At 63.6% G+C, this 14,713-nt stretch carries 15 protein-coding genes; 14 read left to right on the top strand and 1 reads right to left on the bottom strand.

Annotated features, from left to right (window positions below; all coding sequences use genetic code 11):
* Position 1 precedes the first annotated feature (1 nt).
* The gene (locus HPQ62_RS13410) at positions 2–1,129 is read right to left on the bottom strand and encodes an acyl-CoA dehydrogenase family protein (RefSeq protein ID WP_244629690.1); all 1,128 of its coding nucleotides are present in this window, start codon (positions 1,127–1,129) and stop codon (positions 2–4) included.
* A gap of 129 nt (positions 1,130–1,258) precedes the next feature.
* On the opposite strand from HPQ62_RS13410, the gene HPQ62_RS13415 reads away from it, so the two are divergent.
* From HPQ62_RS13415 to HPQ62_RS13480, 14 genes are all read left to right on the top strand, one after another.
* A complete protein-coding gene (locus tag HPQ62_RS13415; RefSeq protein WP_174803078.1) occupies positions 1,259–2,035 on the top strand; it encodes an IclR family transcriptional regulator in 777 nt (258 codons plus the stop codon).
* Between the two features lie 29 nt (positions 2,036–2,064).
* Positions 2,065–2,985 carry an SDR family NAD(P)-dependent oxidoreductase gene (locus tag HPQ62_RS13420; RefSeq protein ID WP_174803079.1) on the top strand — a complete coding sequence of 307 codons (921 nt, stop codon included), beginning with the start codon at positions 2,065–2,067 and terminating at the stop codon, positions 2,983–2,985.
* 184 nt (positions 2,986–3,169) lie between these two features.
* Positions 3,170–4,333, top strand: a complete 1,164-nt coding sequence (locus HPQ62_RS13425; protein ID WP_174803080.1) for an acyl-CoA dehydrogenase family protein — start codon at positions 3,170–3,172, stop codon at positions 4,331–4,333.
* Positions 4,333–5,436 carry a CaiB/BaiF CoA transferase family protein gene (locus HPQ62_RS13430; protein ID WP_174803081.1) on the top strand — a complete coding sequence of 368 codons (1,104 nt, stop codon included), beginning with the start codon at positions 4,333–4,335 and terminating at the stop codon, positions 5,434–5,436. The genes HPQ62_RS13425 and HPQ62_RS13430 overlap by 1 nt, the downstream gene beginning before the upstream one ends.
* Positions 5,429–6,313, top strand: a complete 885-nt coding sequence (locus HPQ62_RS13435; protein WP_174803082.1) for an HTD2 family dehydratase — start codon at positions 5,429–5,431, stop codon at positions 6,311–6,313. Before HPQ62_RS13430 ends, HPQ62_RS13435 begins: the two co-directional genes overlap by 8 nt.
* Entirely contained in the window at positions 6,307–7,101 is a 795-nt protein-coding gene (locus tag HPQ62_RS13440) for an HpcH/HpaI aldolase/citrate lyase family protein (protein ID WP_174803083.1), read from the top strand. Before HPQ62_RS13435 ends, HPQ62_RS13440 begins: the two co-directional genes overlap by 7 nt.
* Positions 7,102–7,145: 44 nt before the next feature.
* The gene (locus HPQ62_RS13445) at positions 7,146–7,919 is read left to right on the top strand and encodes an electron transfer flavoprotein subunit beta/FixA family protein (protein ID WP_174803084.1); all 774 of its coding nucleotides are present in this window, start codon (positions 7,146–7,148) and stop codon (positions 7,917–7,919) included.
* Positions 7,916–8,836, top strand: coding sequence for an electron transfer flavoprotein subunit alpha/FixB family protein (locus HPQ62_RS13450; RefSeq protein ID WP_174803085.1), 921 nt, complete (start codon positions 7,916–7,918; stop codon positions 8,834–8,836). Before HPQ62_RS13445 ends, HPQ62_RS13450 begins: the two co-directional genes overlap by 4 nt.
* Positions 8,837–9,036: 200 nt before the next feature.
* The gene (locus HPQ62_RS13455; protein WP_174803086.1) at positions 9,037–9,723 is read left to right on the top strand and encodes a YoaK family protein; all 687 of its coding nucleotides are present in this window, start codon (positions 9,037–9,039) and stop codon (positions 9,721–9,723) included.
* Between the two features lie 130 nt (positions 9,724–9,853).
* Positions 9,854–11,107, top strand: a complete 1,254-nt coding sequence (locus HPQ62_RS13460) for an ABC transporter substrate-binding protein (protein WP_174803087.1) — start codon at positions 9,854–9,856, stop codon at positions 11,105–11,107.
* Between the two features lie 106 nt (positions 11,108–11,213).
* Positions 11,214–12,083: a carbohydrate ABC transporter permease gene (locus tag HPQ62_RS13465; protein ID WP_174803088.1), complete on the top strand. Its 870-nt coding sequence runs from the start codon at positions 11,214–11,216 to the stop codon at positions 12,081–12,083.
* On the top strand, positions 12,073–12,882 hold the full coding sequence (locus tag HPQ62_RS13470) for a carbohydrate ABC transporter permease (protein ID WP_174803089.1): 810 nt from the start codon (positions 12,073–12,075) through the stop codon (positions 12,880–12,882). The genes HPQ62_RS13465 and HPQ62_RS13470 overlap by 11 nt, the downstream gene beginning before the upstream one ends.
* Positions 12,883–12,907: 25 nt before the next feature.
* Positions 12,908–13,660, top strand: coding sequence for a glycerophosphodiester phosphodiesterase family protein (locus tag HPQ62_RS13475; RefSeq protein WP_342343713.1), 753 nt, complete (start codon positions 12,908–12,910; stop codon positions 13,658–13,660).
* Positions 13,657–14,697 (top strand): ABC transporter ATP-binding protein, encoded by a 1,041-nt coding sequence (locus HPQ62_RS13480; protein WP_174803091.1) that lies wholly within the window; start codon positions 13,657–13,659, stop codon positions 14,695–14,697. Before HPQ62_RS13475 ends, HPQ62_RS13480 begins: the two co-directional genes overlap by 4 nt.
* The last annotated feature ends 16 nt before the right edge of the window (positions 14,698–14,713 follow it).

Here is a 14,713-nt window from a genome sequence, read left to right on the forward strand (position 1 = left end):
TTCAGCCCGCCCGCTCGGCAAGCGTGCGCCTGGCAATCACGAGCTGCTGGATCTGGCTCGTGCCCTCATAGATGCGCAGAAGCCTGATATCGCGGTAGAGCCGCTCGATGTCGTACTCCGCCATGTAGCCCGCGCCGCCATGGATCTGGAGCGCGCGATCGGCAATGCGTCCCGCCGCCTCGGTGCAGAAATACTTGGTGCAGGAGGCCTCCAGGATCGCCTTGCCTTCGCGGTTGAATGTTTCCGCCGTGGCCCGGACGAGCGCGCGCGCGGCATGAAGCTCTGCCTGGCAATCCGCCAGCATGCCCTGCACCAGCTGATGCTCACCGATCGGCTTGCCGAACTGCTTGCGCTGCAAAGCATAGTCGGTGGCGATATCGAGCATGCGCTGGCTCTGGCCCACCGCCATCGCGCCCACATGGATGCGGCCGCGATCAAGCACCTTCATGGCCGTTCGGAAGCCCTGGTTCAGCCGCTCCGGCCCGCCCAGAATGGCGCTTTCCGGCAGACGGACATTGTCGAAGATGACATCGGAGGTCTTGGTGCCGCGCTGGCCGAGCTTGCGGTCGGGCTTGGCGACGGTGATGCCGGGGGTGTTCGCCGGGACGATGAAGGCAGAAACGCCATCCGCGCCCGGCTTTTCGGGATCGGTGCGGGCAAAGACGGTGAACACGCCGGCACGCACCGCATTGGTGATGTAGCGCTTGGTGCCGTTGATCACGAAATCGCTGCCATCGCGGCGCGCCGAGGTGCGGATTCCGCCGGCATCAGACCCGTTGTCGGGCTCGGTCAGGGCGAAGGATGCGATCACATCGCCGCTTGCCACGCCCGGCAGCCATTGTTCCTTCTGCGCCTGGGTGCCATCCATGACGATGCCCTGCGAACCGATGCCCACATTGGTGCCGATCAGCGAGCGGAAGGTGAGCGACGCATAGCACAGCGCCTCGATCAGGCGCGCTTCCTGCGGCACGTTGACGCCGATGCCGCCGAATTCCTCGGGCGTGGAGAGGCCGAAAAGGCCCATTTCCTTCATCTCCGAGACGATCTCCTCGGGGATGGCATCCTCCTCCTCGACACGGCGTTCGGCCGGGATCAGCCGCTCGCGGGCAAATCTCTCCACACTCGCCATAAGCTGTTCAAAAACATCACTATCCACCCCTGCCGGCATCGTCCGCTCCTCCTTCGGTGTTACTCCGTCCTGGCCTTGATCTAACAAAATTATTCTGTATAGTAAATGCCATTCTACATGAGGAATGAAATGACCGAAGAAGCCGGACCGAAACTCGTCCCCGCCGTCCAGAACGCGATGAGCATCATGCGCCTTCTCGCCGCCGAGGGCCGGCCGATGGGCGCGACGCTGATTGCGCGCGAAACCGGGCTGAACGTGTCGTCCGCCTTCAACATTTTGAGGACGCTTGCCCATGAGGGTCTCGTGAGCTTCGACCCCGAGGCGAAGACCTACCGCATGGGCATGGGGCTGATGGAGTTTGCCATTCCCCTGCTCGGCGCCAATCCGACGGACGTGATCCGCCCGACGCTTCAGGCGATCGCTGCGGAGAACCGGACCATGATCGCGCTCTGGCAGATCACGCCCAACGCACGCATCGTGCTGATCGACCGGTTCACCGCGCCCAACATCCTGCATGCCGTGCTTGCCCAGAATAGCCGCCTGCCGGCGTTTTCCGGTGCCATCGGCCGCTGCTATGCGGCGACAAGAGGCCTTTCCGAGGCTGAGACCCGCAGGGGCTTCGAAACCGTTCGCTGGCAGGACGCTCCAAGCTTCGAAAGCTTCTGGGCAGATGTGAAGCAGGCGAAAACGACGAGGGCCGGCTTTGATCGAGGCCACCTGTTTCGCGGGCTCGACATCGTGGCAGCGCTGGTCAGCGACGCTGAGGGCACACCACGGCTCGGCATGAGCAGCATCACCATTTCCGGACAGCAGACCGATGAAAGCCTCAAGGCCATCGCCACGGCGCTGACGGAGGCCGCAGCGCAGATCGAACGCAGCCTGTTCGGCCGCCCCCATGGCGGCTGACACAGATTTTCAGGACATAGGGAGGATACATGTCTGACGTGAAGAACCTTGATGGCAAGGTCATGCTTGTGACCGGCGCCGGCGGCGGCATCGGACGCGCGATTGCGATGGAGGCGGCAAAGGCGGGCGCGCGCGTGGTCGTCAACGATATCGGCGCAGCGCTCGACGGTCAGCGCGAATCGAGCGCTGCGGCGCAGGAGACGGTGGCCGCGATCGAACAGGCAGGCGGGCGCGCCGTTGCCAATGGCGACGATGTGACCGACCCCGAAGGCGCAAAGGCCATGGTCCGGCAGGCGACCGACGCCTTCGGCCGGCTCGACGCCGTGGTCAACAATGCTGGCATCCTGCGCGACTGCTTCTTTCACAAGATGACCTACGAGAATTTTGATGCGGTGGTGAAGGTCCATCTCTACGGCACGTTCAATGTCAGCCGCGCCGCGTCGGACGTGATGCGCGAACAGGGGTCGGGCAGCCTGATCCACATGACCTCGACCTCCGGCCTGATCGGCAACCTGGCGCAGGCCAACTACTCGGCCGCCAAGCTCGGCATCACCGCGCTGTCAAAGTCGCTCGCGCTCGACCTGAAGCGCTGGAACATCCGCTCCAACTGCATAGCCCCCTTCGCCTGGAGCCGGATGACCTCGTCCATCAAGGTTGACAGCCCCGAGCAGGAGGAGCGCGTCAACCGCATGAAGGAGATGTCGCCGGAAAAGATCGCCCCGGTCGCGCTCTACCTCGCCTCCGACGCGGGCGCGGACACCACCGGCCAGATCTTCGCCGTGCGCAACAACGAGATCTTCCTGATCTCGCAGCCGCGCCCGGTCCGCTCCGTCCAGCGCAGCGAGGGCTGGTCGCTCGACAGCGTTGCAAGCCACGCGATCCCCGCGCTGAAGGCCAGCTATGTGCCGCTCGATGTTTCGGCAGATGTGTTCTGCTGGGATCCGGTCTGACTCACGCGCGATCTCACTGCCAGAAGCGACCCGATCCCGATCGGGTCGCTTCTGGCAGTGAGGGCGGGGCCAATCCATACATTTCAGGCATGTCAGGAAGTACATTCAGATATTTGATTTATGACCTCCGGGGTTTGATGATGGGGAAAACGGCAGGGAAGCCGAGCCCTTGGAGGAGACATAGGTGTACGATCAGGTCAGCGACGAATTTCAGGATATTCGCGACGCGGTGCGCGCGCTTTGCGCCGAATTTTCTGACGAATACCATCGCAAGATCGATGAAGCGCGCGGCTATCCCGAAGAATTCGTCGACGCGCTGACCAGGGCCGGCTGGATGGCAGCGCTCATTCCGGAAGAATATGGCGGGTCTGGCCTCGGGCTCACGGAAGCCTCGGTGATCATGGAAGAGATCAACCGCGCCGGCGGCAATTCCGGGGCTTGCCATGGCCAGATGTACAACATGAACACGCTGGTGCGCCACGGCTCCGAAGAGCAGCGCCAGCGCATCCTGCCGAAACTTGCCACCGGCGAATTGCGGCTGCAGTCCATGGGCGTGACCGAGCCGACGACCGGCACGGACACGACACAGCTCAAGACCACGGCCGTGAAGAAGGGCGACCGCTATGTGGTCAACGGCCAGAAGGTCTGGATCAGCCGCCTGCAGCATTCCGATCTGATGATCCTGCTTGCCAGGACCACGCCGCTGCCGGAGGTTAAAAAGAAATCCGATGGCCTCTCGATCTTCCTGGTCGACATCAAGGAAGCGATGAAATCGGGCATGGAGGTGCGCCCGATCCTCAACATGGTCAACCACGAGACCAACGAGTTGTTCTTCGACAATCTCGAAATCCCCGAGGAGAACCTGATCGGCGAAGAGGGCAAGGGCTTCAAATACATCCTCACCGGCCTCAATGCCGAGCGCACGCTGATTGCGGCCGAATGCATCGGCGACGGCTACTGGTTCACCGACCGCGTGGTGCGCTACGTCAAGGAGCGCACCGTCTTCGGAAGGCCCATCGGGCAGAACCAGGGCGTCCAGTTTCCGATTGCCGAAGCCTATATCGAGATCGAGGCTGCCAATCTGATGCGCCAGAAGGCCTGCCGGCTCTATGACGAGGGACTGCCCTGCGGAGCGGAGGCGAACATGGCGAAATACCTTGCCGCCAAGGCAAGCTGGGAAGCCGCCAATGCCTGTATCCAGTTCCATGGCGGTTTCGGCTTTGCCTGCGAATACGATGTCGAGCGCAAGTTCCGGGAAACCCGGCTTTACCAGGTGGCGCCGATCTCCACCAATCTCATCCTCTCCTATATCGCCGAGCACGTTCTCGGCCTGCCCCGGAGCTTCTGATGCTGCCACTTGAAGGGATCAGGGTCATCGCCATCGAACAGGCGGTCGCGGCCCCGTTCTGCACATCGCGCCTTGCCGATGCCGGCGCGGAGGTAATCAAGATCGAGCGCCCGGAAGGCGATTTTGCGCGCGGTTACGACGACGTGGCAAACGGCCAGTCGAGCTATTTCGTCTGGCTCAATCGCGGCAAGACCTCTCAGACGCTCGACCTTGCCGACCCGGCGGGTCAGGCCACTCTGGCAAAGCTGCTCGAGACCGCCGATGTTCTGGTGCAGAACCTGAAGCGCGGTGCGCTGTCGCGGCTCGGCTTCAGCTTCGAGCGGCTTTCGCGCGACTTTCCGAAGCTCATCACCTGCTCGATCTCCGGCTACGGCGAGGACGGGCCGATGGCGGACCGCAAGGCCTACGACCTTCTCGTGCAGGCGGAATCGGGCCTCTGCTCGATCACGGGCGGACCGTCCGAGCCTGCCCGCGTCGGCATTTCGCTGGTCGATATCGCAACCGGCGCCACCGCCCAGTCTGCCATTCTGGAGGCATTGATCCGGCGCGGAAAGACCGGACAGGGCGCCAATATCTCGATCTCCATGTTCGACGTGATGGCGGACTGGCTGACCGTGCCGCTTTTGAGCCATGAGGCTGGCAAGAGCCCGCAACGGGTCGGCCTTGCCCATCCCTCGATTGCCCCTTACGGCGTGTTCGTCGCCGGTGACGGGACGCAGATCCTGCTCTCCATCCAGAGCGAACGCGAATGGCAGAAGCTCTGCGCGGTGTTCCTCGGCAATGCCGAAATCGCCCGTGACCCCCGGTTTTCCAGCAATCTGGTACGGGTCGCAAACCGCCCCGAGACCGACGCACTGGTCGCTGAGGCCTTTTCACGCATGACCGGCGCGGAGGCGATCGACAGGTTGATTGCCGCCGATGTTGCGCTTGCAGCCGTCAACGACATGGCCGGCCTTTCCGCCCATCCGCATTTGCGAAGGATCACGGTTGAAACGCCGCGGGGGGCGGTTTCCTATCCGGCGCCTGCCCCTGTCTGGGACGATGCGCCGCGCAGCTACGGCGCGGTGCCCGCGCTCAACGCTCTGGAGGTGGACAATGTCTGAAGCGCTCGACCTCGACCACCTCAGGCGCTGGATCGGGCGCCAGGAACAGGCCTTCGAACTGCTGACACCGACGCTGGTTGCCCGCCTCAATGCCACGCTCGATCGCGAGGATCCGACCGATGAGGGCGCGGAGGCGCCGCTCCTGATCCACCACTGCCTGTGCCAGCCGACCACCCCCACCGCAAGCCTCGGCCCTGATGGCCATCCGGAGCGCGGCGACTTCCTTCCGCCGGTGCCCTTGCCAAGGCGGATGTGGGCTGGCGGCGCGCTGACCTTTCACGCGCCGCTTCTGATCGGCGAAACCATCTCGCGGCGCTCGGTGGTGGAAGATGTGACCCTCAAGGAGGGCCGCTCCGGCCGGCTCTGCTTCGTGACCGTGACACATCACCTCGAAAGCGGCGGCCGCAAGGCTCTGACCGAGAGACAGGACATCGTCTACCGCGACCCCGCCAACCTGGCTCCGGCCAGTCAGAGCCCAGCCAATGCGGCCCCGGTCAAGGCGCTTGCGGCAAGAACGCCGCAGCCGGCGGACGCTGGCGAACACCAGCGCATCGTCACCACGCCCGCCGCCCGGCTTTTCCGCTATTCCGCGCTGACCTTCAACAGCCACCGCATCCATTACGATGCCCCCTATGTGACCGACGTGGAAGGCTATCCGGGCCTCGTGGTGCACGGGCCGCTGCAGGCGATGCTGCTGGTGCAATATGCCGCCGATCTGAGGCAAGAAAGGCCGGCACGCTTCAGCTTCCGAAGCCTGTCACCCGCCTTCGGCGACAGATCGCTGGCCGTCAATGCGCGGAGCACCGATAACGGTTTCGACCTCTGGACGGCGGAGCCCGGCGGACCGGTGGCGATGGAGGCACGGGCGGAATGGTAGGCATCGAACTCATCAAGGCGCCGCTCTTCGTACCGGCCAACCGCCCCGAACGCTTCGCGAAAGCCGCTGCCAGCGCGGCTGACGCCATCATTCTCGACCTCGAGGATGCCGTCGGCCTCGATGCCAAGGACGAAGCCCGTGCCAATATCCGCTGCGACTTCACGCAGAAGCCGGTTCTGGTGCGCATCAATGCGCGCGGAACGCCGTGGCACGCGGCCGATCTTGACGCTGTCCGCACGCTCTCCTTTGCCGGGATCGTCCTGCCAAAGGCGGAAGAGGAAACGGCAGAGGTCTGCGCGGCGCTCGGCGACAGCCTTCCACTGGTCGCCCTGATCGAGACCGCGCGCGGGATTGCCGCAGCGCGCGCGATTGCGGCGATGAACGGCGTCTGCCGCCTTGCCTTCGGCTCGATCGATTATTGCGCCGATCTGGGGGCAGCGCATGACCGCGCGATCCTCATCCCCGCGCGCAGCGAACTGGTCCTTGCCTCGCGCCTTGCAGGCAAGCCGGGACCGATCGACGGCGTCACCGCACGGCTCGACGACCCCGCGGAAACGCGGAGCGATACTGAACATGCGCGCGCACTCGGCATGACGGGAAAGCTCTGTATCCACCCGAAACAGGTGCCGGAGGTTCTTGCAGGCTTTGCACCGAGCGAGCGCGAAATCGCCTGGGCCGAGCGCGTGCTTGCCGCCGGAGACGGCGCAGTGGCCGTTGATGGCGCCATGATCGATGAGCCGGTCCGGCTTCGCGCCCACCATATTCTCACCGCCGCCCGCCCCGCCTGATGACGGCTGTGCAGCCACCGAACAACGAAAGACGTATTGCTCCCATGAAACTGCTCGTCCCCGTAAAGAGGGTGATCGACTATAATGTGAAAGTCCGCGTCAAGGCGGACGGCACCGGGGTCGATCTCGCCAACGTCAAGATGTCGATGAACCCGTTCGATGAAATCGCGGTGGAGGAAGCCATCCGGCTCAAGGAGGCCGGCAAGGCCGACGAGGTGATCGTCGTTTCGATCGGCGTCAGGCAATGCCAGGAAACGCTGCGCACGGCGCTTGCCATGGGCGCGGACCGCGCCATCCTGGTGGTTGCGGCCGATGACGGTGCGACCAACATCGAACCGCTTGCCGTCGCAAAGATCCTGCAACAGATCGTGGAAGCCGAAGCGCCGGGGCTCGTCATCATGGGCAAGCAGGCGATCGACAACGACATGAACGCCACCGGCCAGATGCTTGCCGGCCTGCTCGGCTGGGCCCAGGCGACCTTTGCCAATGCACTCGACGTCGATCGCGCCATCGGCGGCGGCGTGGCGATCGTCTCGCGCGAGGTCGATGGCGGGCTGCAGACCATCAGGGTCGCCCTGCCGGCGATCATCACCACGGACCTTCGTCTCAACGAACCGCGTTATGCAAGCCTGCCCAACATCATGAAGGCGAAGAAGAAGCCGCTCGAGGAGAAATCCGCCGCCGATTTCGGCATCGACATCGCGCCGCGGCTGGAGATCATCAGCACCGCCGAACCCGCCAAACGCGCCGGTGGGATCAAGGTTGCCTCGGTGGATGCGCTCGTGGCAACGCTCAAGGAAGCAGGGGTCCTGTCATGACTGTTCTTGTTCTGGCCGAAATCAACGGCGATGGCACGCTCAATCTCGATGCGACCGCAAAGGCCGTATCCGCTGCCTCAAGTCTTGGTCCTGTCACCATTCTTTCGACAGCAAGAGCCGCCGGTGAACAGGCGGCGCGCATCGATGGCGTGGTCAGGGTGCTTCTTGCCGATGACGGCCTTTACGCAAACCGCCTTGCAGAGCCGCTCGCCGCGTTGATCGCTTCGCTTGCCGCAGATTTCAGCCATATCGTCGCCCCCGCCACCAGCGGTGGCAAGAACATCCTGCCACGGGTGGCGGCGCTTCTCGACGTCATGATCCTGACCGATGTGACCGCCGTGGTCGATGCGGACACGTTCGAACGCCCGGTCTATGCCGGCAATGCGATCCAGACCGTGCGGTCGCGCGACTCCATCAAGGTTCTCACCGTCCGCACATCAACCTTCGCAGCGGCGGCTGCCACCGGATCGGCAAGCGTGGAGGCGATTGGGCCGGGCAGCGACCCGGCGCTTTCGACATGGGTCGAGGACAGGATGGCAGAGAGCGACCGGCCGGAACTTGCATCCGCCCGGATCGTGGTCTCGGGCGGCAGGGGCCTTGCCTCGAAAGAGAATTTCGCACTGATCGAGTCGCTCGCCGACAAGCTCGGTGCGGCCGTCGGCGCCTCGCGCGCGGCGGTCGACAGCGGCTTTGCGCCCAATGACTGGCAGGTCGGCCAGACCGGCAAGGTGGTGGCGCCCGACCTTTACGTTGCGGTCGGGATTTCCGGCGCGATCCAGCACCTGGCCGGCATGAAGGATTCCAAGGTGATCGTCGCCATCAACAAGGACGAGGAAGCACCGATCTTTGAGGTCGCAGATTTCGGGCTGGTGGCAGACCTCTTTGAGGCGGTGCCCGCACTTTCCGAAAGGCTTTGAGCCGTTGGAAGGCAAGCTGCGGAGGCAAAAAGGTGAAGGCAGGACCGAGCCGACGTTCCAAGCCGTGTAACCATGTCTTTACCCTTCGCCGCTAACCTTTCGAAGGCCGAACGGCATGCATTGGCACGGCGGAGCGTGTTCCGGCAAAGGCCCGCCCCGTGTGGCTGCGTTTTCATGCAATTTTCGGGCGGAGGTGCTCCATGTCGCGTTCCCTACTTTCCTCGGCGCTCAGCCTCAATGGCGGCTATGTCGACACCATGGGCTTTGTCGCGCTGAACGGGCTGTTCACGGCCCATGTCACCGGCAACTTCGTGACGCTCGGCGCGGCCATCGCCACCGGCACCGGGGGGCTGCTTGCGAAATCGCTGGCGCTGCCGGTGTTCTGCGTCGCAGTCATGGCTGCGCGGTATTTCGCACGCTGGCTCAAACGCCAGTCCCGGCCGGTGGTGCCGGTATTGCTGGTGATCCAGTTCGTGCTGTTCGTGGCGGCCGGCCTGCTCTCATACGTCCTGGATTTCAGCGTGCCGAACAGCGCTGCGGAACTGGTCATCGGCATGACGCTGGTCGTTTCCATGGCGATCCAGAACGCGGTCCACCGGGTGCACCTTCCCGACATGCCGCCATCAACGCTGATGACCGGAACCACCACCCAGATCATGCTGGATCTTACCGACCTCATCTTCGGCGAGGTGGAAGACAGAAAGAAGCTGAAGGCCCGGCTGAAGCGGCTGATCCGCTCGCTGTTCCTGTTTGCACTCGGCTGCGCGCTTGCAGCCCTCGCCTGGCGCTACCTGCACCGGCTCTGCTTCTTCGGACCGCCGATCATCATCCTGCTTGCCTATCTGGGCTTCCAGCAGGAGGAAAAGGCGGAAGCTTCCGCCGCCTGATCCTGCCGTCGCCGCAAGCCGGCTTAAGGTGTTATATAAGCTTCATCTTTCATTCATCGGTTTGTCGTTTCGAGCGCATAATTGCAAGGGGCCATCACGCTGCAATTCTAATTGCAAAGGAAGATTTCCCATGAAGACCCTTTCCGCATGCCTCCTCGCAAGCGCTGTCGCCCTCATGGCGTCCGCCGCCCATGCCGATACCACCGTCGAGTTCTGGCACAGCTTCAATCCGGACAAGTCCAACGGCAAGGCGCTTGCCGAAATCATCGACAATTTCGAGGCCGCCAATCCCGGCATCCATATCGATGACCAGTTCATCGGCGACTACAACGACATCGTCGCCAAGCTTCAGGCCGCCATTCCAGCAAGGCGCGCGCCCGACGCGGTGATCATGGAAGTCACCCGCTACGGCCTTTTCGCCGATCGCGGCGTGCTGGAAGACCTCACCGACAGGCTTGCCGGCGATCCGCTGTCCGAAGACCTGTTCGGCTTTGCCCGCGAGGTCGGCGTCTATGACGGCAAGAACTACATCATCCCGTTCAATTCCTCGACGCCCGTTCTCTATGCCAACAAGGACATCTTCGAGCAGGCCGGCTATGCCGACATTCCGCCGCTGAAGACCTTTGCCGACATCACGGTTGCCGCCGGCACGATCAGCGAGATGCTCGAGAGCGACAACATCAAGGGCATGACGGCGCCCGGCCAGTTCGCCCGCTGGGGCCTGATCATGTCGAATGACAGCGACCTGATCGATTCCACGACCGGCGACATCATGATCGACGCGCCGAACACCGTCGAGACCTATGAATGGATGGCGTCGCTGGTCAAGGACGGCATTGCCTCCCCCGACGGCGTGACAGACGAGAAGGTCGACAAGCAGGTCTTCCTCTCAGGCCATGCCGGCCTGATGATGAACTCGACCGGAGACCATGGCGATGTGGTGAAGGCGCTCGGCGACAAGGCCGTGGTGCTGCCCATGCCCTGCAACAAGGTCTGCGCGGTTCCGATCGGCGGCGCCGGCATCGGCATTCTTTCGTCGTCCGAAGACGAAGTGAAGGACGCGGCCTACAAGTTCATCTCGTTTGCCGCCTCGCCGGAATCGAACGCCATCTGGTTTGCTGGCACCGGCTACATGCCGATCAACAAGAAGACCGCCGATGAGCCGCTCGCCAAGGAAGCGATTGCGAACGAGGAAGGCATCACGGTTGCCATCGAACAGCTCGACTTCGCCCGCGGCCGTCCGCGCCCGCCGGTGGTCACCTGGATGCGCTCCAACGAATATGATGTCTGGCAGGCGATCGCGCTCGGCACCCGCGATGCACAGTCGGCACTCGCCGACTTCGCGGCACGCACCTTCCAGGAAGCAGAGCGTTTGTCGAAGTAAGTCCGACACGTCTTTCCATGCAGAGGCCTGCGCGTCTTCACCGGCGCGCGGGCCCGATCGCAACCGCCGCCCTGCCGCCAGATAGCGGCAGCCGAGGACGCTTCCCATGCCGCGCAAGCTGACCCCCTATCTGCTCGTCCTGCCGCTGATGACCTTCATCGCGGTCTTCACCTATATCCCGATCGTCACCAGCCTCGACCTCAGCGTCCGGCAATGGGATTTCATGTCGGCCGAAAAGCCCTTCGTCGGTCTCGACAACTACATGATCCTGTTCAACTCGCATCCGTTCTGGAATTCGCTCCGGGTCACCGCCATCTTCGCCTTCATCTCGGTGCCGCTCCGGCTTGCGCTCGCCCTCGTGCTCGCAAACGCGCTGACGCGCGAGACCTTTGCCCGGCGGATCCTGCGCGGCGCGCTGTTCCTGCCCTACGTTACCTCCACCGTCTCGATCGCCGTGGTGTTCTCCTGGGTGTTCTCGACCGATTTCGGCATGATGAACGGGCTGCTCGGCCTGTTCGGCATCGACAAGGTCCGCTGGATGCAGAGCCCTGAGCTCGCGCTCGGCGTGCTGATCTTCATCAACACCTGGAAGCAGCTCGGCTACGACGTGATCATCTATATCGCGGGCCTGCAGGCGATCCCGCAGGAGCTTTATGATGCCGCCGCCGTCGATGGCGGCAAGAGGATGCATGTGTTCCGCCGGGTCACCTTTCCGCTGGTCATGCCCACCACCTATTTCCTGCTGGTGATCTCGGTGATCGAGGCCTTCCAGGTGTTCACCCTCGTCAACGTCATGACCGAGGGCGGGCCGGCGGGTGCCACCGACCTGATCGTCAACCGGCTCTACGAGATCGGTTTCACGCTGTTCGACATCGGCCAGGGCTCGGCGCTCGCCGTTCTCCTGTTCATCCTGCTGGTGGCGCTTGCGGTGTTCAAGTCGCGCGTTCTCGGAAAGAGGGTTCACTATGAAGCCTGACAATCCCATCTATGCCGGTCTTGCGCTGCTTGCCGGCCTCGTGTTCCTGTCGCCGGTTCTCTATTCGATCTTCATGTCGTTCGAGACGGCAAACGCCTATTACACCGGCACGCTGGACCTCACGCTGGCCAATTACAAGGTCGCGATCGGCCAGTACAATTTCGCCCGTTATCTCTTCAACAGCCTGATCGTGGCGGGCGCGGTGACCGTGATCGGCACCGCCTTTGCCACCATGGCGGCCTATGCGTTTGCGCGTTACCGCTTCCCCGGCAACAACCTGCTGTTTGCCGCGACCGTCGCAACGCTGATGATCCCGAGCCATATCAGCCTGATCCCGAACTATCTGACGCTCGCCGATGCCGGTCTGCTCGACAGCTATGCCGGCCTGATCCTGCCGGCGATCTCCAACGGCTTTGCCGCCTTCTTCCTCCGGCAATATATCCGCGGCATTCCGCGCGCGCTGGACGAGGCCGCCTATATGGACGGCGCCTCGCCCATGACGGTGCTGTGGCGGGTGATCGTGCCGATCGCAAAGCCCGCCATCCTGTCGATGGGGCTCTACATCTTCATCACCGAGTGGAACAACTACATCTGGCCGCTGGTCGCCACCAGCCGCGAGGACCTCTACACGCTCCAGGTCGGGCTGGCGAAGCTCTACCGCATCAACCCCGGCGAAGGCCTGATCGACTGGCCGCTCGTGATGGCCGCCTCCGCCATCTCCATGCTGCCCGTCATCCTCGGTTTCGTGCTGGTCGAGCGCCACCTGATCCGCGGCATTACCATGGGCGCCGTGAAATAGAACCAGCATGACAGGAAAGACCACAGTGACACGCATTGCCTCCCACCGCGGCGGAACCCTCGAATTCGGAGATAGCACCTGGGCCGGCTTTACCGCGACCGCAGCCATGGCCGTCGACGAGGTCGAGTTCGACCTGCACCCGACCGCCGACGGCCGCATCATCGTCCACCATGACGCAACGCTCGACCGCACCACAGACACAAGCGGCGCGATCGCCGAAATGACGGCGACCGAAGTGCGGGCGGCCGTGGTCGATCACGCCGGCGCCGGCTTCCGCCATCCGCTGTTCATCGAGGAGCTCTGCACGATCTTCGCTGAAAGCCCGGTCGGCTTCCGCTGCGAGATCAAGCCCGGCGCAGACGGCCGCGCCTATAAAGGCTTCGTGCCGAAAGCGGTCAAGGCACTCGCGGCGGCGGGAAAGCTCTCGGCCACGACCTTCTCCTCATTCCTGATTGACACGCTGACAGAGCTTGGCGGCGCAACTAACCGGCCTGCGCTATGGCTGGTCTCTCCCCCCGTGCTCTCCCAGCTGGGCGCGCGCGGCGTCATCGATCTTGCCCGCTTGCGCGGTATTGTCGAGATCAGCGTGCATATCGACACTGCCACCCCGGCCCTGATGCGATCGGCAGAGGATGCCGGCCTCGCCTTCGGCTGCTATGCCGCCCACACCCGTTCCCAGATCGAAAAGGCATTCGATCTCAGCGTGAAGGTGTTCACCACCGACCGGCCCTCGCTCGCCATCGCCATCCGCAACGCCCGCATGGAGGAAACGCCATGAGCCGCATTTCGCTGAAGAACATCCGCAAGGCCTATGATCACGGGCCGACGGTGCTGCACGGGGTGTCGATGGATATCGAGCCCGGCGAGTTCATCGTGATCGTCGGCCCCTCCGGCTGCGGCAAGTCCACCCTTCTGCGCCTGATAGCGGGGCTCGAGACCTGCCCTGAGGGCGACATCATCATCGACGGCAGACGCGCCAACGACATCTCGCCGCAGGACCGCGACATCGCGATGATCTTCCAGAACTACGCGCTCTATCCGCATATGACCGTGCGCGAGAACATCGCCTTCGGGCTGGAGCTGCGCGGCATGGCCAGGAAGGCGCGCAACGAGCGGGCAGTCGAAGTGGCAGGCATGCTGCAGCTCGACGCCTATCTCGACCGCAAGCCCGCCGCCCTTTCCGGCGGCCAGCGCCAGCGCGTGGCCATGGGCAGGGCCATTGCCCGCGACACCTCCACCTTCCTGATGGACGAGCCGCTTTCGAACCTCGACAATGCGTTGCGCGTGACGCTCCGCCGGGAGATCAAGGAACTGCACAAGGCGCTGAAGGCGACGATCATCTACGTCACCCACGACCAGACCGAGGCCCTGTCGCTCGCCGACCGGATCGCGGTGATGAAGGGCGGCTACCTGCAGCAGTTCGACACGCCCGAGGCGATCTACGACCGGCCCGCCAACCGCTTCGTCGCAAGCTTCATCGGCGCGCCGGAAATGAATTTCCTGACCGCTGCCGAACTGCCGGGCGCAGGCATTCCCGCCGACATGACCGTGGGTCTGCGTTCCGACGCCCTCACGCTTCTCGCGGAAAAGCCCGAGGGCATCGCGCTTCCCGCACGGGTCACCTTGAGCGAAATGACGGGATCAGATGTTGTGCTGCATTGCGAAACGCCCGCCGGGCGGGTTACGCTGACCGCGCATCGCAGCGCCCTTCCCGCCGATCTTTCCGCCTGCTGGATCGCCTGCGACATGAAGGCCGCGCATGTCTTCGACAGCGAGACCGGCGCACGCCGCGACCTTGCCGTTGCGGGCATCTGACACCGGTAGGGACATG

The sequence above is a fragment of the Martelella limonii genome, from assembly GCF_013344475.1.
Classification (GTDB): domain Bacteria; phylum Pseudomonadota; class Alphaproteobacteria; order Rhizobiales; family Rhizobiaceae; genus Martelella; species Martelella limonii.